The following is a 20752-nucleotide window of genomic DNA, read 5'->3' as shown; positions in this document are numbered from 1 at the left end:
CTTGCTTCTTCTATCCTTGGAGTGTTTCTTTCCAATAGGCTTCTCGCAGTTATGATTTTAAGGATATTTAGAACCACAGATACACACAGATTAATACACATAAATTCTCTGTGTGCATCTGTGTCCATCTGTGGTTTAATTTTCTCCAATTTTGACTTTTGTAAAAGACTCCATAAGCTTTAGCTCACAACCAAGCTCACAACCAAGTAGTAGGGTGGGCAGTGCCCTAAACTTATGTCCATCTCATCAGATTTTACTAAGCACTGCCCACCCTACAGTCGAAAAATGGAAACCCATCTACAAACTACGCGCCCACAGATTCCTTAGCAGCATACATCACTTCTACGGTAATTTGAGTGATATTCCGCTCACGAGCAAATTTCTCGGTGTTGCGCTTGACTTTACCACGCACAAAGCCAGGAATCTTGTTCAATTCTGCTTGCGCATCCTTAGCCCATGCTAAATCAGAATCAGCAGAAATGCCCTTGGTAATGACTTCTTTGGTATCGTGTCCGCCGAAGATTTCCAACAGGTGGTCTTCCATTCCTAGGGTGAAGGAATTGTAAACCAAATCTGCAATTTGGTTTGTTCCTTCGTAACCCATGAAGGGCTTGTAACCAATGGGGAAGTTCTGGATGTGAATCGGTGCAGCAATCACACCGCAAGGGATATCAAGGCGCTTCCCAACGTGGCGTTCCATTTGGGTACCGAAGATAGCAGAAGGTTCGACGCGGGCGATCGCATCCCCAATTGCACCATGATCTTCGGTGATTAGCACTTCATCACAATACTCGCTGACCTGTTCGCGGAACCAGTCTGCATCATACTTACAGTAGGTGCCAGCCCAAACAACGTGAATCCCCATTTCCCGTGCCAGAATTTTGGTCATAGCAGCAGCGTGGGTGTTGTCACCAAAAACCACAGCTTTTTTGCCGGTCAAGTTCTGACAGTCAATGGAACGGGAGAACCAAGCAGCCTGAGAGACATACAGGGTTTGCTCGTTGATGTATTCTTCGTAATCCACATCCGCACCTTGACCGTTAATTACCTGCTGAATTTTACGGATGCAACGAGCAGTTTCCACAACACCCATCGGGGTAATGTCTACGTAGGGCGTTCCAAATTGTTCTTCCAGGTAACGAGCTGCCATTAAGCCGAGTTCACGGTAAGGCACCAAGTTAAACCAGGCTGTAGGCATCTTCTTCAACTGGTGAACCGAAGCACCTTCGGGAATGACGGTATTCACCTCAATTCCCAAATCAGCCATCAGCCGCTTCAGTTCGGTGCAGTCGTGCTGGTTGTGGAAACCAAGGGTGGAACTACCGATGATGTTAACGGAGGGCTTTTCTGTTTTACCTTCGGGGAGTTCGCCTTTCTTGCGGGCTTTCTCGATGTAGTATTGGACGATTTGTTGCAGAGTGCGATCGGCAGCTTGCAGTTCGTTGAAACGGTAGTGATTCACGTCCGCTAGCATCACGTCTCCTTTCGCTTCTAGCTGCGCCCGCTCCACAAAGTTGTGCAGGTCTTCTTGTAGAATGCTGGAGGTGCAGGTGGGAGTTAACACAATCAGGTCTGGGCGTTCTTCAGCGTCTTTGCGGGTGATGTTGTCTACCACCTTCTCTTGGGAGCCGCGTGCCAAAACGTTACGGTCAACGACACTGGTTGTCACAGGGGTGAAGTTCCTTTCCCGCTCTAACATGGAGCGCATGACGTTGAAGTAGTCATCACCCAGTGGCGCGTGCATAATGGCATGAACATTTTTAAAGGAACTGGCGATTCGCAAAGTGCCAATGTGGGCAGGACCTGCATACATCCAGTAAGCCAATTTCATGTTTGTGTTCTCCCTTTTTGTGAAACAAAATGTATCCGATGAGAGGTGGATTAATGAGTGCTTGTTTTTTAAATCGTTTCTGATTTTCTCAGAACTTGCAGCTTGGAAGAAGCGAGGGTTAAGAAAGTTCAAATAGAGGAGCAATTGCTCTGAGGGCACTGTGCCTTGCGCGATCGCCCAAACCTCCTTGCTGATTATGATTCGGCTTTCGACTTAAACAACATCTATGTTGTCAAAGTGATATGAATCTTAATTTTTAAGCAAAGTTCTTAATAAGTAGTGGCTTTGTGGTGTTGATATTGTTTGCGAGTGCGTGCCCACACGGCATAGGGACACGTTATATCGTGTCCGCTTAATTACTTATAATTCCTGCTTTACCTCACCCCAACCCTCTCCTTTTTAAGGATAGGGTGCCGTAGGCTCTTGAGGTTATTCGTTTTTTATAAGTGTTTATCCGGACATGAAAAGCATTGCCCCCTTTGAACAGAACTCCAGAACGAGTTGCAGCACCAATGGCGCTGACAATCGAAACGGGGGTGGAAATCACTAAAGCACAAGGGCAAGCGATGACCAGCATGACCAGCGCCCGATAAATCCACACGGTGTAAACTCTTGCGATCGCTACGATTAAAGACGTGCTTAATATAAGGATTAATGTTCATCAGCTACGGGGGAAGTCAGAAGATGGGGTATCTGTCAAGGGCAAGCGAACGATGAAGGTGCTACCTTTACCAAGTTGGCTTTGCACCTGTATGCTACCCTTGTGCGCCTGAACAATTGCCTGGGCTAGAGCCAATCCCAATCCAGAACCACCAGTGCTACGCGAGCGATCGCTATGTACTCTGTAAAAACGGTCAAAAATCTGGTTTTGTTCGTTCGGTGCAATGCCAATTCCTGTATCTTCAATTTCAATCACTGCATCACCGTTGCTGCGCTTAAGGATGACTGTGACGTAACCGCCAGTAGGGGTATATTGAATGGCATTAGCAATTAAATTAGAAAGCAGACGTAAAAGTTGGTCTTCGTCCCCCATTACATATAACGGCTGATGGCAGAGAACTGAAGAAGTTAATTGCAAAGATGCTGCACTTGCTAACGCTGAATACTCTTCTATAAGGTCATTAATCAAAACGTTGAGACAGCAGGGTAGCCATTGTGTCGCCAGCGTTCGCTGATCCAATCGCGAGAGTAGCAGCAAATCAGCAACCAGTTCAACAAGTCGATGATTCTGACGCTTAATAGATACTAGGATATCTCGCGCCTCTTGTTCAGGCAGATGCTCTAAATCGAGTACAGTTTCCACTGTTGCGTTAATTGCTGCTAGAGGAGTACGCAACTCATGAGAGGCATCAGAAGTAAACTGTTGCATTTGTTTATATGACTTGTCAATTGGTCGCATTGCCAAGCCTGCTAGCCACCAACTAGAACCGCCAACTAGCAGTACCGTAATTGGCAATCCGAGTGCCAAAACCAATTTTAAAGCAGCGAGACGATTATCAAGTTCTTTGAGAGAGCGCCCCACCTGTATATAACCCCAAAGCTGATTATCTTGAGTGTGCAACGGCAGAGACATTTGACTGTAACGATTGCTTTGCGAGTCTTTGACAGTTTGCCACACTTGTGTTGTTTGCACAAGGGGCGGCAATTCGTTAGGTTGAAAACCTGCCACAGCAATCAACCGTCCCGAACTATCGACAAAACGGATATAATACTGTTTATCTTTGTAAAGAACATCAACAATGCCGTGTTCAGAGTGGGCAAGTTGATTGTGGCTAAAGATTTTTTGGGTGGGACAGCCCGAAGAAGCTTGACAAATATTTGGTAAAACTAACTGAAAAACTGGCTCCGTGCGACCAGGTTTTTTCAGAGTCGCTTCAATCACATTATGCAGTGTGCCTGTTACAGACTCCAGTTCCCGATTGATAGAAACCAGGTAAGCTTGGATGATTACCTCATACACGGCGAAACCACATAGGGACATAATCAGACCCATAACCCCTGCATACCAAAAAGCAAGCGTTGCGCGAGTCTTATGAAACAGTTTCATCTGCATTGCTAGGATTAAAACGATAACCCATGTTAGGGACGGTTTCAATTAAACCATCACAACTATATTCCGACAGTTTACGTCGTAAAAGTCGGATTTGAGCAGCCACCACATTACTAATACGTTCTGCGCTGAAGGTATAAAGATGACTCAAAATTTGGTCACGGGTAACAATGACGTTAGGACGTTTCATAAAGTATTCCAGCAGATGGAATTCCTTCTTTGTTAAAGGAATTACGTGCCTGTCACCATTAGGGTGCTGACGAGAAACTGTACAATTGCCGTAGTCTAGGATGAGACAACCAACTTGAAGTTGCTGAGGTTGGAAGGAGGGCGAACGCCTTTGCAAAGCCCGCAACCGCGCTAGCAGTTCCTCCATGCCAAACGGCTTCACCAGATAGTCATCAGCCCCTGCATCTAGTCCAGCTACCTTAGCTTCCATGCTGTCTTTTGCTGTTAGCATCAGCACGGGCAAAGAGGAGCCGCGAACCCGTAAGCGCTTACACAGTTCTAAACCTGATATTCCTGGCAGTAACCAATCAAAGATTGCTAGTGTATATTGCGTCCATTGGTTTTCTAGACAACTCCAAGCTTCATTCCCATCTAGAACCCAGTCAACAATATATTTTTCCTTGCTCAATTTGCGCGCTACTGACGCACCCAGGTCTGGTTCATCTTCAACTAGCAGAACTTTCATGTATAGCGTCTGTGCTTCTTTAAGTTACCATAAGTTACCATCAATAACTATGCAGTTGAGCTACACCAATCGGTAGCTCTGCATTATTACCTTCTAGTCTTGCAAAAATTCTATATAGCTTATCACCCGTGGTCGCGGCGGATTTTTTTACCTTGTTCATATTTATAGTGAGTATAGTGCCGGGGGCAACTGGTTCAGCGAATGCCAGTATAACTTTTTTGTCATTGATAGAAATATTGGCATTAATTTTTTTACCAGACTGGTCAGATACATCAATATTATCTCTGACAGTTATGTGAGATGGAGCTTCGATAGTTAGCTGGGAAAGAGCCTTGCATTGTTGGGGAATTTCTAATCGTAAGGTATGTCTGAGAACTCTCCAGTGGCGAATGCCTTGAGGAGATTCCACTAAGCTAATGACATGAGGAGAATTAAGAGATTCTGTTGTAGGATGTGCATAAGTACTAGAAACTGAAACTGTCAGTGTTAAGGTGACAGCAGCAGCATAAATGAGTGTTCTTTTCATTTGACGCCTCTAAGCAATGAAGTAGGTCAATCAACCATCAGAGTCGTATGCAGGCGAATGACACTGTTACTCAATAGCTTGACAGAGCGAGATGAAATTTGGATGAAATTTTAGCCTGTTAAAAGGAATTTACAAAAATTAGTAGATTTGCTAAAAGTTCAGCACTTGTCGTAACAATTGATAAATTAAAATGTAGAAAATTGAGCTACACCTACCGGAATTTCTTCGTCACTGCCAATAACTTTAGCGGAAATGCTGTAAACAGAAGCAGAACCTTGTACTGGTTGTTTTACTTTATTAAGTTTAATTAACAGTTTAGTGTTAGAAATACCTTTCTTAGGAAAATCTATTATGATTCTTCTATCATGTGCAGAAACGTTAATATTAATTTTTTGACTATTCTCATTCAACACATCAATATCATTGCTTACAGCTACAGTAGATGGAACATCAATTAGAATCTGGTCAAGAGGGTTTTTATCTAGGGGAATATGTACTCGGAAAGTATGTTTAACAATCCGCCAACTGCTAGAAGAAAATTCCACATTATTAATATTGGGAACTCTACTATTATCTGTTGCGGCAGTTGCAGACCGAGCAAAAATTGAAGCTGCGGTTACTAAAGTGAATGTAGCACTGTATATCAAAATTTTGTTCATCTTAACTGTCAAAGCAATAAAGGATGACAACCATATTGCAGAATTCCGCACCCTCAACTGTTACACCTTGACCAACATTGCTAAATGAACTGCGTTCACTATCACGGATGGCTACCCACCTACACAACAAGCGTCTACAAAACATTTTTGCCCCTGGGGTCATTTTGCTTGAGTAAGTTCGCCACGTTGTAAGATGGGTACGAGTAGCATGATCTCGACTTCTAATGACAATTGACGATAAAAACAGGTACAAAAAAATAAAAGTTATAGTTTTGGCTGGCGTAGCGACCGCTGCCATAGTCCTTGGTGTAATAGCATTAGTGTGGAGAAAAACTTCTTTTTTACCTTCATCAACAATACAGCCACCTACAGCACCGTCATCATTGCCAGCTAGTGAACATGATGACGATAACGACAATGATGATCACGATGATGACGACGACGATTAATAAGTCAACTGCTCAAATTATTGATTAACAGTAAAACGACCGTTTACCTTTTCACCGCCAACATCAGCAGTAACTTTTACCGGATATTGACCAGTTACATTTCCTGGAAGCAAAGCTGTATAGTGCTTACCTTCAGTATCATATTTGAAATTTAAGGTTTTCTGAGTTCCATCTGGTAGCTGAACTTGAGCGGTTACTTTGGCGTCGGTTACTATTTCGTGTTTTTCCCCTTTTTCTAAAAAGAAATCTAAATGAGAGTTGTTGCCTTCTTTCTCAGAGACTAACTCCAAATGATACTGACCTGACTCGACAACTTGACCACCATGAGAATGCTCTTTGTCACTATGCTCGATTTTGCCATGTGATTTAGCCGTCTCATTTTTTGAAGTATTGGCTGCGGTAGAAGATTCTGTGTTACTTGCTGAATTACCTCCTTGAGTTCCATTACTACAAGCACCTAAGAAAAGCAGCCCCACAGTTCCTAGAACAATCAAGCCTGATTTTAGTAATTTCATTGATTGACTCCTCATCTAGAATAATTAAGAATCGAGACACAATTGGGTAAACTTGCATTTTCATACAACCGACCCTTGAGCAATGTTAATGTTTTGCAGTTGCATGGTCTTTTTAGAAACCAAAAAGCTGCCAAACATGGTATTAACTACCGCTCAAAAACTGCTTGAACTGCCTTACCATTTTCTACAGATGACACAGTTCGCTTTGGCATTAAGAAAGAGCCAAATTTGGCATACAACGCTGGTAACACTACCAGAGTTAACGCTGTAGAAGTAAACAACCCACCTAACACCACTATCGAAAGAGGTTGTAGAATTTCCTTTCCTGGACCACCTTCAACGACCAAGGGTGCTAATCCTAAAGCTGAGGTAAAAGCTGTCATCAAGATGGCGTTAAGACGTTCCATTGACCCTTTCATTAGAACTTCTTTAAAAGGCATTCCTTCAGCAAATTTCGTGTTGTAATTATCCACCAACAGCAAACCGTTACGGGTAGCAACTCCAAATAAAGTGACAAAACCAACCAAAGAAGCAATGGAAATCACGCCTCCAGTCAAAGCTACCGAAAATATTCCCCCCACTAACGCCAAAGGCAAGTTAATCATAATCATGATTGTAGAGGGCATAGATTTGACAGAAAGGTACATAATGACTGAAATCACGACAAAGGCTACGGCACTAAAAATTAAGATATTGTGGGTTGCTCGTTCTTGCGCCTCGAATTGCCCTGCATACTGGATATAGTAACCAGGGCTTATCTGCATTTTCTGCTTAATCTTGTTGCGAACTTCGTTGACTACAGAACGTAAATCTCTACCACTAGCATTCGCAGAAACAACAATCAAACGAGAAACATTTTCACGGTTAATAGTATTGGGACCAGTACCATTGCCAATTGTGGCAACTTGTGCTAAAGGAATCTTTTGACCGTTAGGAGTATCAACTAATAAATTACCAATGGTATCCAGGTTTTGACGGGCATCTGGCTTTAACCACACAATTAAATCAAACGTTTGTTGTTTCTCCAAAACTTGCGACACCACTCGTCCATTGAAGGCAGTTTCAATAATTTCAGAAAGTTTTCCGACTGTTAAACCATATTGAGAAGCGGCTCTTCGGTTAAACTTAATTTGTATCTGTTCTACTGGGACTTGGGGTTCAAGTTGCAAATCAACAATTCCCTCAACCGTTTTCATCACATCATTTACCTGATTCCCAATGGTACGGAGTTGTTCTAAGTCAGGACCGAAAATTTTGACGGCGATCGCACTCCTCACCCCAGACAATACCTCATCCATCCGGTGAGAAATAAAACCGCCAATATTTGGTGCTACCCCTGGTATCTTGGCAAATTCCGACCGCAGCTTTTCTATAGTCGCCTCCCTGTTTTTCATCCCTGAGTCACTCAACTCAATATCAATATGTCCTAAGTTCACCCCAGCGGCTTCCTCATCTCTTGGCGCACGTCCGGAACGCAACTGTACATATGGAAATCTCTTGTCATCTTTAAGCGCTGCTTGGAGTGCTTCGCCTGCTGCATTGGTCGCTTCTAAAGAAACCCCCGGATAGAGAGTCATAGTATTTACCAAAGTTTGCTCCTGAAACTCTGGTAAAAACACGCTTCCAAAGGAAGGAACAATGACCATTGCGGCTATGAGGCTGGCAGCAGCGACAACTAATATAATTGCAGAATATCGTAGAGCAAACGTTAACAGGGGATGATAAAGTCGCTTAAAAAATCTTGCTACCCAAGGTTCGGTTTCTGGCAGGTGTCCGTAAGGCAAAAGAATTGCACATAAAGCTGGGGTTACAGTTAATGCTGTCAGACTAGAAGCAATCACTGCTGCTAAATATCCCAATCCCATCGGAATAAAAATGCTTCCTTCTACACCAGTCAAAGCAAAAATTGGAGAGAAGACAACTATTGTAATGATGGTAGCTCCAAAGACTGAATCACGCACTTCCTGACAGCCATCAAATACCACATCTAAAACGGGACGTGGATTGAGAGAGTGTTTATTTTCTCGCAAACAACGGTAGACATTTTCTGCATCCACAATTGCATCGTCAACCGCCGAACCAATTGCGACTGCTAACCCTCCCAAAGTCATTGTATTTAAACCTTGTCCCAACCAATTGAGCAACATCACGCCAACCAGCAAAGATAGTGGAAGCGCTGTTAAACATACAGCGAGGTTGCGCCAATTCATTAAAAATGGAATGAGGATAAGGGCAACAATAATACTGCCTTCAACTAAAGCCTCTCTCACATTTTCAATAGAAGAATCAATATAATTTTCTTGTCGAAATGTAGCAGTTACCTTGATATCTTTGGGTAAACCTGCTTTGATTTCTGACATCGCCGCTTCTAAGGCACGCGTGACAGTGGGAGTATCAGCTTGAGGCTGTTTATTAATCAAGACAATAATTGCCTTTTGACCGTTAAAACTACCATCCCCCCGTTTAATAGCTGCACCAATTTGCACATCAGCAACATCTAATAGTTTCACTGGTGTACCATTGCGAGCAGTAATAACAGATTGCTGTAATTCTTCGATAGATTCAATCCGCCCAACACCCCGAATTAACCTTTCTCGATCAGGAGTGATTAAGTAGCCACCAGGCGCATTGACATTGGCAGCTTTGGCAGCTTCTGCCACATCTTCTAAAGTAACATTAAAGGCGTTTAACTTCTCTGGGTCAACCAAAACTTGATATTGACGAATATCGCCGCCATAAGCCACAAGCTGACTTACACCAGGAACAGCCAACAGACGGTTTGTCACTTGCCAATCAACAATACGCCGCACTTCCATTAAAGGTGTGCTAGAAGAAGTGAAGGCATATTGCAATACAGTCCCAATAGGAGAACTAGTAGGGGAGACTTGGGGTGTTTCCACACCTTCAGGAAGCTTACTTTGAGCTTGTTGCAATCGTTCTGTGACTAGCTGTCTAGCTTGATAGGTATTCGTTCCCCAGTTAAAAATGATTCTGACAACCGAAATTCCCGATGCACTCGAAGAACGTACTGCTGTCACACCCGGAGTCCCATTAATTGCACTTTCAATTGGTAAAGTCACCAGTGATTCGACTTCTTCTGGTGCTAGTCCCGGCGCTTCTGTTTGAATTTCAACTTGAGGTGGTGCAAAACTAGGGAAGACATCTAAGGGCATTTGGATAATTGTTTGGAATATCCAAAGAGTGACGACAATTGCACCCAGGATGACTAACCAACGACGCGCAATTGCCCATTTTATAATTGCACTTAGCATTTTTATTTATTATTTATTATTTATTTATTACTTAATTAATTATTTTTATTTCTGATTGGTAATTTTTGACTCATGATGAATAGCGCGGTGATGATCAGTAAATTCTGTTGATTCATCCCCAGATACTGCCGTTACCTCAGAAACTGGACTGGAGAAAGATTCACTGCTTTGAGATACTGGAGTTAGACCTGGTTTGGTACGACGACCTAGTATGAAACCAGTGAGTGCGATCGCACCAGAACCTGGGATGATCCACCACCAGGGCAATTGCACTCCGCTTTTGTTTTGTACCGTCGCTTCACCTGAGTTATGTTCTTCTTCTGAGTGGTCGTGACCGTGTTCATGTGAGTCAGATTTGCTACCGCCCCTCAAAGATTGTGCATAAAGTTGAGGCGCACGTTGTGTAACAACCAAATCTCCATCGAACAAACCACTCTTAACCTCAACTAAATCTCCAGAAGTTTGACCTAATGTCACGTCAGCAGACTGGAAGGCATTACCATTTTGCACATAAACCAATTTTTTACCATTTGCCTCTACTACAGCAGAGCTAGGAATTGCCAACATAGCTGTGGATGTTCTGTTTGTTATCACCTCTAGTTCGGCGAACATCCCTGGTTTAAGCTGCCCACTAGAGTTATCCAGTTCGGCTTGTACTGGTACGACTCGCGTTTCCCCTTGTACCAACGAGCCAATCCGCGCAATTTGTCCGGTGAAGGTACGATTAGGCAAGCTAGCCACTTTCACCCTGACCCGTTGACCAATTTTTACTTTGTCTAAATCTTTTTCATAGATGTTCGCTGTGGAAAAAACCCGACTGTCATTCACAATCGTCATCAGCTTGCCACCAGCGTCCTCAAATGATTGCCCAAGGGTAACTTCCCTGTCAGCAACCTTACCAGAAATGGGTGCTGTCACCGTGACCAGTCCCTTAGCATTGGCGCTATTTCCCAATTGTTGCAGCCGAGTTTCATACGCAGCATTACTAAGTTGAATACGTGAATTTGCTACCTCAACGGCTGATTGAGCACGTTTTAGTTTATTTTCAGCATCAATAACGTCCCGGCGGCTACTGGCTTTGGTAAGTTCGGCTTTGGCTTGTGCAAGCTGAGTTTGGGATTCTAAGGCATTGCGGCGGGGGAGAGCGCCATTATCAGCTAACACCTTATCTTTGTCATACTTTTCTTGGGAGAATGCCACTTGGCTTTGTGCTTCGGCTATTTCAGCTGCGGCTATCTGCTGATATTTTTCGTAGTTTTGTTGAGCTAACCGTAAATCAGCTTGCGCTTGTTGTAAATCAGCCCTACTTTCGGCAAGTTTTTCCTGAGATTCAACGCGCAGCGTCACCAAGTCAGGACTCGTTAATACAGCTACAGGTTGACCTTTTTTTACGCTTACACCAGGTTCCACCAACAACTCAACCACTTTCGCCCCAGAAATTGGGGTAGTGACTTCCACTTTTTGACTAGGCAAGGTTTCAATCTGTCCGGTGGTTTTAATGCCAACATCTAGCCGATGCCGTTTAACAGGCTCAACTTTAATTCCTAGCCGTTTGGCAGTTTCTGCATCAACTTCAACTTTTGCAGTTGGTTCGCTTGCGCCTTGAAATTCATTTCCATGATTACCGTGAGCTAAAACAGCTGCGGGGGCAGTTAGCAGCAGCACGCTCAACATTGTCAAAGAAGCACAATGGAGTGACGTAGAACGTTGAAAACGGTTAGAGATTCGCATCGCTTGAAGTGTCCTTGAGTAACTAGGAAGCAGAATCGCGCTTAGATGTTGGCATTTTCAGTGGAATTGGGTATTAAGCTTTGTTTAGTTTAAGACTTCGAGAGGTGCAAGTTGTTTATGCAACCTAACTGCCACTCCTTCACTAGTTTTTCATACCGCTATGAAATTAGGATGAAATTTTGAGGAGTATGATTCTCGTTCGCTCATAATATAGAAATCTATAGAAATATGCGGTAAGATATTTGCAGGTCGATAAAATTACCGCATGAAACTATAACTACCTTTATGCAATGTCAGGACCTTGGTAGTAAACTGGTACTGGACGGTTGGAATGATTTCCCCAGCCGTACTTGACATCGGGGTTAGAACCCCAGAAGTGCCCTGCTTGTGCTGGTGTGTCTAAATCCGTCAGCGCTTCACCACCAAGGCTTTGCACCAAAGAGGGGAAGTTCGGATTTAGGGTTAGATAGTGGTCATGGTCAGCTGTGACAATCAGCTGGTTCTCTTCCCAGCCACCGTTGTTTTCAATCCAATTAATTACGGATGTAACAGCTTTGTCGAAGTCCAACACGGTGCCAATCAGGTTATCCATGTTGTTGTCGTGGGCAGCCACAAGCAACTTCAGATGCTCCTGGTTGACCTCTCGGGGCGTAGCGTCTGGCACAGGAGAAGGGAACGCTTTGCGCTTAGAAGGTATTCACAAGGCAAAGCGCGGGAACGAGAAATACTGGAAAATTATGCTGAAACTAAGCGCCGCAAAGAGTCAGAACGGCGTTTTGCCGTGGTGTTAGTTGGCTGAAGTTTCAGTGCTTCTTCATAAGCTTCCAGGGCTTGAGCATTTAATTTTTTCCGCTCGTATGCATGACCAAGATTGTTCAGCGCTGTCACATAGTCGGGTTTAGATTTGAGGGCTTCTTTATAATTACGAATTGCTAAGTCATACTGTTCTTGTCCGAAGTAGGCGTAGCCCAGCCCATTATAGATATAGGCTACATTTTCTTCTCCTTCTTCTTCGGCAGCTTTGATTGCTTTTTGAAAGATAGTTATTGCCTGGGAAAATAGTTTTTTCTCGGAATAAATACTGGCTAACTCGTAATATTCTTGAGATGTCCCTTTTTCTTTAGTCAGCTTCTTTCGTAAGCGTGACATGGTGCTTTCCATCTTACGACTTTTCAATACCTGGCGAAAAACGCTGACACTTGCAATTAAGAGGAGACCCACAAAAATTGACAGATAAATAATCGCTAGATTGTTATCCATTGTCTTTATTTAAAGTTTCTTCTTTTTCTATTATCAACTTACACGGAAGACTGAAAATTATGATTTATAAAAAAATTAATTTCTTAGTAAAGGGGGCTGGGAATTGGGGATTAGGGATTGGGGATTAGGGATTGGGAAGCGCGGTTATCAAACGAAAAATTATCGAAGGGGTAATCCCCAATATGTAGCGCGTTGCTGGAGCCAACCAGAATTAATATAACGGGCAATGGCTTCGTTTACCCGCCTTCGTAATTCATCGTACTGTAATCCCTTGGGCATGACCACAGATAATGGTTCGGTTGATAGCTTGGTTGGCAGTAGGCGATACTGGGGATATTGTTGCACCCAACCGCTAAGAACGCTAGCATCTGCGGCAAAAGCATTTGCTCCATTGTTTTCTAAGAGCGCAAAGGCTTCTTGATAAGAATCTACTCCGACTAACTCAGCATTTGGTAAATAATAGCGCACGTTGGCAATGGTGCTGGAATTTTTGAGGACGCCAATTTTCCGTTTTGCTAAATCGCTCAGCCGTTGCAAAGAGGTATCTTTTGTGACTAAAACAGCACCATCAAAGTAGTAAGGAACACTGAAACTTACTAAGCGAGAGCGTGAGGAGGTTGCTGTGACTCTGGCGATCGCCATATCAACTTTATGATCTAAAACTGCAGATAGGCGATCGCGATTTGCCACAGGTTGCAATTTCACAGCATTTGGTTTGCCTACTAAGTCAACTGCCAATGCCTTTGCTAAGTCAATTTCCAAGCCTTGCAAATTGCCGCTTGCATCTCTAAATCCTAGTGGACGCAAGTTATCTTTGACGGCAACATTTATATAGCCCCGCCGCTGAATTTCGGGCATTTCTGCGGCAGATGCTGATAATTGTGTATCTGCTATCACACACGAGAAACTCAAAAGCAAAAAAATGGCAGCGGATATCAGCAGATGTAACCGACAAGCTGCTTTCCATCTGTTACATCCGTTATCCATCCGTTGCCACCTTTATCCTTTTGCTTGGCTTGCCAATTCTGCGACTTTGCTAAAGCTTGCTGGATCGAGGACTGCCAATTGTGCCAACATTTTACGGTTGAGTTGGATATCAGCTTTTTTCAGATTTCCAATCAACTGGCTGTAACTCAAGCCATGTAGACGTGCAGCAGCGTTGATGCGGGTGATCCACAGGCGGCGGAAATCGCGTTTGCGTTTTTTGCGATCGCGATAGGCGTTCCGCAGCGCCTTCATCACTCTTTGATTGGCGGTTCTAAACAGAGTTGAGTGGGAACCGCGAAAACCTTTCGCTATTTTGAGAATTTTTTTGCGGCGTTTGCGAGCAACATTACCGCGTTTTACCCGTGTCATATCGTCTTAGTTCCTGAATAAATTACAAATAGGGGAGCATGAGGCGCACGTTTTCTTCATCGCGCTCGTTGACAACTGCCATTTTCGACAGGTTACGTTTCTTATTGGAAGATTTGTGCTGTAGCAGGTGGTTTTTGAAAGCTTTGCGACGTACGATTTTCCCGGTACCTGTGGCACGGAATCTCTTTGCCGCTGCTTTACGGGTTTTGAGTTTAGGCATGGGGCTGCTTTAATTCGACACAATCTATAATTATAAAGTAAGAATCCAAAGCTGATGAGGGGAACTTGCCTGTTGCTATATTAGGTAGTGCGATCGCGCTTTCTAGCGAGGTACTTGAGAGTGATCGCGTCTTAACTCCCTTCCCGCTAGAAGATTACTTATAAAAAACCGCCAAGACGCCAAGAACGCCAAGGTTCAAGTTCGGTAATTTTGTACCGGGAAGGGAGTAATTCGAGTCAGACTTTTTTATTCCAAACGGATCACGCCATAAGCAAAGCTTGAACCCTCTGGGTTATCGGACTGTAGAACGAGGAACAATCACAATGGTTCAATCAGCCCCGAAACTTCTAACTGTTGATGAGTTTATTACCTACTACGGTGATAGCGATTGCAATGAACTTATCGATGGTGAATTAATCAAGATGGAACCAACCGGACCGCACGAGCAAGTATCCGCTTTAATTGGCCGAAAACTGAATGTAGAAATTGACCGTCAGGATGCAACTTACTTTATCCCCCATCGATGCCTAATCAAACTGTTAGGGACAGAAACAGCGTTTCGTCCCGATGTCATTGTGTTAGACCAAACTCGACTGATAAATGAGCCATTGTGGCAACACCAACCAGTAATTACATCAGGAAACTCAATTAAATTAATTGCTGAAGTCGTCAGTACAAATTGGCAGAACGACTACGCCCGCAAAGTTGAAGATTACGCTTTGTTAGGAGTACCTGAGTATTGGATTGTTGATTCTTTGGGCATTGGTGGGAGAGAATATATTGGAAAACCAAAGCAACCAACAGTTACAATTTCTACACTCGTAGAGGATGAATATCAAAAACAGTTGTTTCAAAATAATGATCAACTTGTTTCCTCAATCTTTCCAAATTTGCAGCTTACGGCAAGACAAATATTTGTAGCAAGTCAATCTGTTGGAATGTAGTTTATCTTTAAATGACTAATTACCAATAAAATTGGTAATTAGAACGATATCCAAACGCTCATGGAAAAAGCAAGACATGATCAATCTGGGCAAAATTAACCTGAGTAAAGGTTAACCTTTGGCTGCACTAACCTTTGGATCTACAACGATTTGTGAGCCGGATTGGTTGACATGGTAAGTCCAAGAATCGTCTCCCACCTCAACAACGGCTTCCCAACCTTTAATCGGCTTGTATTCCCTGGTGCAAACTTCTCCAAATTTGAATTCGCAAGGATTTCCAAAGGTTTTTGGAGTGGCTTGAGCAATTTCCAACTCACGGATTGCTACGCCAGAACGTTTGGAAGCATCACGTAAAATAGCATTTGCTATCCGTCTTGGCAGTTCGTTTGAGTTCTGGTTTGTGTTTTGAGATATTTGAATGCGGCTGTAGGTTGAGAACTGGTCTGTGTTTTGGGACATTTTTATACTGCTGTGGCTGCTCTGTATCTGCTCATCGCTAGCAAAAGCAGCAGTATTGTTCCCTGCAAGCCCCAGTACGCTTGATAGCAGGCTTGTTAACGTTAAAGTTAACAAAACACCCTTAGAGGACTTGAGTGTTTTGTTAAGTGCAGGATATAGTTTGTTTATGTCTTTCATAGAACACCCTTAAAATTGAATAAGTTAAATTGCCACTAAGAGCTATGCCCTTAGCTTGGGTTTTGCACGTTTTGATTTTGCTCTACTCCTAGAGACTTCAAACTCAAGTCCGAAAGTTTCCGATTATGTGCCGCTTTTGTTTGTGTCTGCTCGGGGAATTGTTACTAGAGAAACTACGCATTGGGGAAACTGACGTTTGAGTGCTGGAAATACAGGACAAGGCGTTTGCTCTTGTAAATTCTCTGGTTTACTCCAGGTAAATGGAGCTTTAGAAGCCGCAGACATCCACAGTAGGCGCTTTGCCCTTGTCATGGCAACGTAGAGTAAGCGATACTCTTCGGCTGTTTTTAGGTGTTTTGCTTGTTCCCAAGCAGCAGTGACGCTGGGTAAGGTAGATTTCGCGTGGAGAGCAGCGCGAATTTGGGCGCGGGCAACTTCTGATAAAGTAAAGTCACCTAAAAACTGGCTTTGGGGAGGAACCCAAAATCTGCCAGGAATTAAGTTTTCATGCACAAAGGGTATAAAAACATAGTCCCAATCCAGCCCTTTTGCCTTATGCATGGTGATAATTGTGAGTTGACCGGGACGGGTGTATCGTGCTTCTAAGTCTTCTGTTTCCACGGGTTCAAACCGTTCGGAACTGACGATTTCACTTAATACATTCAGCATCGCCCCCATTGAAGTATTGCCAGCTATTTGCTGATTGACTCGTTCTGCTAATTTGTCGGCTGTTGCTAGTTCTGCTTGCTCGTAATTGAGTGTTAGGGCGATGAATGAAATTAACTGGTACAGGGGCAGTTCTAAATGGGCGCGAAGTAAACTGCGACACAGATGTGCAGCTTTTTGCACTGGCTGTGGCTGAGGTGCAGCCAAAGGACCTGGATACAAAAATTCTTCGGGCAAAGTGGCGAGGGCGTTGAGGTCTTGCGTTTCAATCAATCGCCGCTGTACAAGAACTTGTAATGCCCGTTTGAGGTAGTCGGGGGAATGAGGGCGATCGCAAAATTGCAGAACTGCCAAAATCTCTTCCGGGACATGAGAATGGCGATCGCGTTCCCCGACATCATAAATTGGAATTTCATGCCTTTTACACACTGAACTCAGCGCTTCTGCCAACCACCGTCCTTGACGGTTCTCCCGCACCAAAATAGCTGCACTGATTTTGTCTGGGTCCTGGGAAAATAACTCTACAACCCTCTCGGACAATAACTCAACTGTGTGATGAATATCACGGGGCGTGTACAGTTCCAGTCCCTGTCCCACAGCTTGCGGATTGACATCATCTTGACGGTGATTCAATTCAACAGGGCGAATTCTTTGGAAACGAAAGGGAGATGGGGAGATGGGGAGGTGAGGAGATGAGGGAGAGGGGGGAGATGAGGGGGATGAGGGGGGAGATGAGGGGGATGAGGGGGATGAGGAAGATGAGGTAGAAATTCTCCCTTGTCCTCCTTGTCCTTCTTGTCCTGTTTTCACATAAAGACTATTCACCCATTCCAAGGTAAAGTTGGCGGCGTCGATAATAATTTTGGTACTACGACCGGCTTGATCCATTGTCACCAGTCGTCCTTGCGCGTCACACTCTTTGCAGAATTGCCGAAAATAAATTGGATCGGCTGGGGTGAAGGTGGAGTTAATCGCTTGGTTGGGATCACCAACGCGAATCATATTTGGCGGTTGGTTGGGGTTATGGGAGTCAGTGGCGAGAATTGTTAAGAGTCGCGTTTGCAGTGGGCTAGAATCTTGTGCTTCGTCTTCAAAGACGGCGAAAACTTGGTTTTGCTCGATTCTCCGAGCGTTTTCGTTCTCCAAAACGCGCAGGGCGGCTAAAATCATGTCATCGTAGTCGATGAAGTCACGCGATCGCATTAAATTTTGATATTGCTCGTACAACCCAGCCGCGATGCTTAAGATTTGATATTCGTCTGTGGTTTGTTGGCTGAACTCACGCAAATCTTGGGGGAATAAACCAGAACTTTTTGCCTCATGAATGACTGTAGTCGCCAGTTCTGGCAAGACTTCTGTCCGTAACACTGACTGACGCCGCAGTCTTTCTGTTTCTTCACCGTCAAATTGAATACCTTCTAGTAACCGAGAATATCGCCCTGGATGGCTGTTAATCCATTGCTCTACAGCCGTTCTGATGAATCTGTGGCTTTGGTTTGGAGTAATTAATGTGACATTTTCTAACTGTAAACCTGATAAATCCGGATAGCGGTTGGCTATATTTAAGGCAAGACCATGGAGCGTGTGTACAGTAAAGCCTGTCTGAGGTAAAGATAATTTTTTTAAGTATTCGCGAATTTTAACTTTAATATTGGCAACAGCTGAGCGAGTAAAGGTAACAACAATCAGTTGACGACGGCTATTGCGACGTAATGCAGAAGATTGATCATACTGACGGGCGATCGCAATTGCCGCTGCTGCTGCCATTCCTGTGGATTTACCAGCACCAGGAACCGCCGAAACAGCGAGTGAACCAGACTCCCAGTCAACCATGTGCTGCTGTCCCAGACGGAGAGTATTACGGATGCTTGCTATACCTATCTCTCGCAGTGAAGACACAGGCGATGAAGATACTTCTATTGATTGAGATTCTTGAGGCACTGATTTGTACAATTAGCGTCTTATCTAATAAAATTTTAAATTTTGAACCGCAGATAGAGGCAGATAGACGCAGATAAATATCTGAACATTATCCGCTACAGTCTGCGGTTGCAATTTTGGACTAGGAATTGTTAGTTGTTCTACTAACCGCTAACGACTAACTATTGAAAGGAATGGCAAATCGCAAACTGTATCTACATTATCTCGCTTTAGCTGGGGCGATCGCCTTGGGTGCAATCTTGCGTTTTTGGAATTTGGATCTCAAACCTCTGTGGATGGATGAGGTGATTACTGCCATTTTCAGCTTGGGTAAAACCTACAATGATTTGCCTTTGGATGTCGTGTTACCCCTGGAACGTGTACCAGAGATTTTTAGTATCCAACCAGGAGTGAGTTGTTCTCAAATTGCCAAAAACCTTGCAACCCAGTCTACTCATCCGCCGCTGTTTTTTTGTGGAATGTACAGTTGGTTGAGCTGGTTGAGTCCTTTGGGAAGTGAGTGGGTTGTAAAATTGCGATCGCCAGCAGCGTTTTTTGGTGTCGGTGCAATTGTAGCAATTTACTATGTTAATCGTATTGCCTTCTCTCGCTCTGCGGGGATAATCGCAGCAGCTTTTATGGCTGTTTCTCCCCTAGCTGTTTACCTTTCACAAGAAGCACGACACTACACATTACCCATGCTCCTGATCACTTTATCTTTACTGGGGCTGGTGCAAGTTGTCAAGGATATCGAAAAGCGACAGAAAGTTAGACTTTGGGTTTTGCTGGGATGGGCAATCATTAACAGTATCGGTATTTATGTTCATTATTTTTGCATTCTTGCCTTCATTGCCCAAATTGGTACGTTACTGGTGCTGATATGTTGGCGCAGGGCAAATATCATTAACAAACGCCAAATTTGGCTAGCACTGATTCTATGTGTAAGTGTTGTTGCAATCAGCTTTTTGCCCTGGCTACCAGTTGTCCTTAGTAACTATAACCGTTCTGAAACTGGCTGGCTGGATCCTCCACAAAACATTTCTCCACTCTATCAAACTCTCGTTAGTTGGCTGCTGATGGTGATTTCTCTTCCTGTAGAAAATCAGATCCTTGCAATTGCAGTTATATGTGGATTGTTAATGCTATTGTTTGGTGTATGGGTGGGTTGGCAAGCTTTCAAAGGGTTAAGGCAGCTATGGTGTGCAAAATCAACGCATTTAGCGACACTTACTCTCTTAAGTTTTTCGATTTGCGTACTATTAGAATTTTTTGCCATTGCCTATTTTTTAGGCAAAGATATTACTCCTATTCCCCGTTATCACTTTGTTTATTATCCCAGCTTTTGTGCCTTGCTCGGTGCAAGTTTTGCTCAGGGAAACAAGAAAGACAAAAGAAAAAGTTCTATCTTCAATCTTCATTCTTCTATATTCATTCTTGTCCTTGTCGGTATTCTCAGTTGTGTTTTTGTTGTTTCCAACTTAGTGTTCCAAAAACCCTTTGAACCTGAGCAAGTCGCGCGAAATATGAATCAAAATCCCTCACTTCCCCTGATGATGGTGGTGGGATACAGAGATTACCAAGATGTGGCGTTAGGGTTAAGTTTCGCTTTAGCACTCGAACCACTTCGGGAATTAGGGAAAGACAAATTAATCTCCTTATCCCCCTCATCCTCCTCATCTCCCTCATCCCCCTCATCCCCCTCATCTTCCTCATCCCCCTCATCCCCCTCATCTAATATTGCTTTCTTCAAGCAATCGCCAGACTTTGCTCCTGTCTTGCAAAAACTTTCGCAACTTCCTACGCCAACTGCAACTGAGCTTAATTTGTGGGTTGTTGGTCCAGGTAGAAAACGCAAAGACTATCCACAGCAAATCACACTTTCGCAGCAAATGACTTGCACTATAGATTCCTTGCAGCACTACCGCGTTGGTGTTCCCTATCAGCTGTATCGCTGTGCAACAAGATTTTGAATTTTTGATTATTGAAAATCGATTGGGTCAGATTCCCGACTTCGCCGAAGTCG

The 20752-nt window shown here is 43.7% G+C and carries 17 protein-coding genes and 1 pseudogene; 3 read left to right on the top strand and 15 right to left on the bottom strand.

Annotation, left to right across the window (positions count from 1 at the left end):
- Positions 1–304: 304 nt before the first annotated feature.
- The 5 genes from bchB to ACM0OZ_RS06395 form a co-directional block, all read right to left on the bottom strand.
- On the bottom strand, positions 305–1831 hold the full coding sequence (gene bchB / locus ACM0OZ_RS06415) for a ferredoxin:protochlorophyllide reductase (ATP-dependent) subunit B (RefSeq protein ID WP_414581963.1): 1527 nt from the start codon (positions 1829–1831) through the stop codon (positions 305–307).
- A gap of 661 nt (positions 1832–2492) precedes the next feature.
- Positions 2493–3884, bottom strand: coding sequence for a two-component system sensor histidine kinase RppB (gene rppB / locus ACM0OZ_RS06410; protein WP_414581962.1), 1392 nt, complete (start codon positions 3882–3884; stop codon positions 2493–2495).
- Positions 3862–4575 (bottom strand): two-component system response regulator RppA, encoded by a 714-nt coding sequence (gene rppA, locus ACM0OZ_RS06405; protein ID WP_414581961.1) that lies wholly within the window; start codon positions 4573–4575, stop codon positions 3862–3864. Before rppA ends, rppB begins: the two co-directional genes overlap by 23 nt.
- Positions 4576–4615: 40 nt before the next feature.
- The gene (locus ACM0OZ_RS06400) at positions 4616–5101 is read right to left on the bottom strand and encodes a DUF2808 domain-containing protein (protein WP_414581960.1); all 486 of its coding nucleotides are present in this window, start codon (positions 5099–5101) and stop codon (positions 4616–4618) included.
- Positions 5102–5286: 185 nt separating this feature from the next.
- Positions 5287–5760: a hypothetical protein gene (locus tag ACM0OZ_RS06395; protein WP_414581959.1), complete on the bottom strand. Its 474-nt coding sequence runs from the start codon at positions 5758–5760 to the stop codon at positions 5287–5289.
- Between the two features lie 224 nt (positions 5761–5984).
- Between ACM0OZ_RS06395 and ACM0OZ_RS06390 the strand changes: the two genes are divergently transcribed.
- Positions 5985–6209 carry a hypothetical protein gene (locus tag ACM0OZ_RS06390; RefSeq protein ID WP_414581958.1) on the top strand — a complete coding sequence of 75 codons (225 nt, stop codon included), beginning with the start codon at positions 5985–5987 and terminating at the stop codon, positions 6207–6209.
- A gap of 17 nt (positions 6210–6226) precedes the next feature.
- Here ACM0OZ_RS06390 and ACM0OZ_RS06385 read toward each other — a convergent pair whose 3' ends face one another.
- The 8 genes and pseudogenes from ACM0OZ_RS06385 to rpmI form a co-directional block, all read right to left on the bottom strand.
- A complete protein-coding gene (locus ACM0OZ_RS06385) occupies positions 6227–6724 on the bottom strand; it encodes a hypothetical protein (RefSeq protein WP_414581957.1) in 498 nt (165 codons plus the stop codon).
- A gap of 146 nt (positions 6725–6870) precedes the next feature.
- On the bottom strand, positions 6871–9996 hold the full coding sequence (locus ACM0OZ_RS06380; RefSeq protein WP_414581956.1) for an efflux RND transporter permease subunit: 3126 nt from the start codon (positions 9994–9996) through the stop codon (positions 6871–6873).
- A 45-nt stretch (positions 9997–10041) separates the two neighbouring features.
- Positions 10042–11727, bottom strand: a complete 1686-nt coding sequence (locus ACM0OZ_RS06375; protein WP_414581955.1) for an efflux RND transporter periplasmic adaptor subunit — start codon at positions 11725–11727, stop codon at positions 10042–10044.
- Positions 11728–12025: 298 nt separating this feature from the next.
- Positions 12026–12337 (bottom strand): annotated as a pseudogene (locus ACM0OZ_RS06370) (alkaline phosphatase); the annotation flags it as partial.
- 125 nt (positions 12338–12462) lie between these two features.
- A complete protein-coding gene (locus tag ACM0OZ_RS06365) occupies positions 12463–12987 on the bottom strand; it encodes a tetratricopeptide repeat protein (RefSeq protein WP_414581954.1) in 525 nt (174 codons plus the stop codon).
- A 159-nt stretch (positions 12988–13146) separates the two neighbouring features.
- Positions 13147–13974 carry a transporter substrate-binding domain-containing protein gene (locus ACM0OZ_RS06360; protein WP_414581953.1) on the bottom strand — a complete coding sequence of 276 codons (828 nt, stop codon included), beginning with the start codon at positions 13972–13974 and terminating at the stop codon, positions 13147–13149.
- A gap of 12 nt (positions 13975–13986) precedes the next feature.
- A complete protein-coding gene (gene rplT / locus ACM0OZ_RS06355) occupies positions 13987–14343 on the bottom strand; it encodes a 50S ribosomal protein L20 (RefSeq protein WP_073633973.1) in 357 nt (118 codons plus the stop codon).
- Between the two features lie 22 nt (positions 14344–14365).
- Entirely contained in the window at positions 14366–14563 is a 198-nt protein-coding gene (rpmI, locus tag ACM0OZ_RS06350; RefSeq protein ID WP_069349133.1) for a 50S ribosomal protein L35, read from the bottom strand.
- A 323-nt stretch (positions 14564–14886) separates the two neighbouring features.
- Here rpmI and ACM0OZ_RS06345 point away from each other — a divergent pair, with 323 nt between their 5' ends.
- Entirely contained in the window at positions 14887–15507 is a 621-nt protein-coding gene (locus ACM0OZ_RS06345; RefSeq protein ID WP_414581952.1) for a Uma2 family endonuclease, read from the top strand.
- A 111-nt stretch (positions 15508–15618) separates the two neighbouring features.
- On the opposite strand, the gene ACM0OZ_RS06340 is transcribed toward ACM0OZ_RS06345, so the two are convergent.
- Together ACM0OZ_RS06340 and ACM0OZ_RS06335 are read right to left on the bottom strand one after the other, a co-directional pair.
- Positions 15619–16143: a hypothetical protein gene (locus tag ACM0OZ_RS06340; protein WP_414581951.1), complete on the bottom strand. Its 525-nt coding sequence runs from the start codon at positions 16141–16143 to the stop codon at positions 15619–15621.
- Positions 16144–16266: 123 nt separating this feature from the next.
- Positions 16267–18750, bottom strand: coding sequence for an ATP-dependent helicase (locus ACM0OZ_RS06335; RefSeq protein WP_414581950.1), 2484 nt, complete (start codon positions 18748–18750; stop codon positions 16267–16269).
- A gap of 173 nt (positions 18751–18923) precedes the next feature.
- On the opposite strand from ACM0OZ_RS06335, the gene ACM0OZ_RS06330 reads away from it, so the two are divergent.
- Complete coding sequence (locus ACM0OZ_RS06330) at positions 18924–20699, top strand: glycosyltransferase family 39 protein (protein WP_414581949.1); 1776 nt, start codon at positions 18924–18926, stop codon at positions 20697–20699.
- Positions 20700–20752 lie beyond the last annotated feature (53 nt).

Source organism: Scytonema sp. PCC 10023, from assembly GCF_963920835.1.
GTDB lineage: Bacteria > Cyanobacteriota > Cyanobacteriia > Cyanobacteriales > Nostocaceae > Kalymmatonema.
Note: the sequence above shows the minus strand (reverse complement) of the source record. Positions and strands in the feature narration are given on the sequence as shown.

Coding starts and splice junctions, on each gene's coding strand:
- ACM0OZ_RS06375 (WP_414581955.1), bottom strand. CDS start 11,727: ATGCGAATCTCTAACCGTTTTCAACGTTCTACGTCACTCCATTGTGCT.
- rpmI (WP_069349133.1), bottom strand. CDS start 14,563: ATGCCTAAACTCAAAACCCGTAAAGCAGCGGCAAAGAGATTCCGTGCC.
- ACM0OZ_RS06400 (WP_414581960.1), bottom strand. CDS start 5,101: ATGAAAAGAACACTCATTTATGCTGCTGCTGTCACCTTAACACTGACA.
- ACM0OZ_RS06380 (WP_414581956.1), bottom strand. CDS start 9,996: ATGCTAAGTGCAATTATAAAATGGGCAATTGCGCGTCGTTGGTTAGTC.
- ACM0OZ_RS06390 (WP_414581958.1), top strand. CDS start 5,985: ATGACAATTGACGATAAAAACAGGTACAAAAAAATAAAAGTTATAGTT.
- ACM0OZ_RS06385 (WP_414581957.1), bottom strand. CDS start 6,724: ATGAAATTACTAAAATCAGGCTTGATTGTTCTAGGAACTGTGGGGCTG.
- ACM0OZ_RS06360 (WP_414581953.1), bottom strand. CDS start 13,974: ATGGATAACGGATGTAACAGATGGAAAGCAGCTTGTCGGTTACATCTG.
- ACM0OZ_RS06330 (WP_414581949.1), top strand. CDS start 18,924: ATGGCAAATCGCAAACTGTATCTACATTATCTCGCTTTAGCTGGGGCG.
- bchB (WP_414581963.1), bottom strand. CDS start 1,831: ATGAAATTGGCTTACTGGATGTATGCAGGTCCTGCCCACATTGGCACT.
- rppA (WP_414581961.1), bottom strand. CDS start 4,575: ATGAAAGTTCTGCTAGTTGAAGATGAACCAGACCTGGGTGCGTCAGTA.
- ACM0OZ_RS06345 (WP_414581952.1), top strand. CDS start 14,887: ATGGTTCAATCAGCCCCGAAACTTCTAACTGTTGATGAGTTTATTACC.
- ACM0OZ_RS06395 (WP_414581959.1), bottom strand. CDS start 5,760: ATGAACAAAATTTTGATATACAGTGCTACATTCACTTTAGTAACCGCA.
- rppB (WP_414581962.1), bottom strand. CDS start 3,884: ATGCAGATGAAACTGTTTCATAAGACTCGCGCAACGCTTGCTTTTTGG.
- ACM0OZ_RS06365 (WP_414581954.1), bottom strand. CDS start 12,987: ATGGATAACAATCTAGCGATTATTTATCTGTCAATTTTTGTGGGTCTC.
- rplT (WP_073633973.1), bottom strand. CDS start 14,343: ATGACACGGGTAAAACGCGGTAATGTTGCTCGCAAACGCCGCAAAAAA.
- ACM0OZ_RS06340 (WP_414581951.1), bottom strand. CDS start 16,143: ATGAAAGACATAAACAAACTATATCCTGCACTTAACAAAACACTCAAG.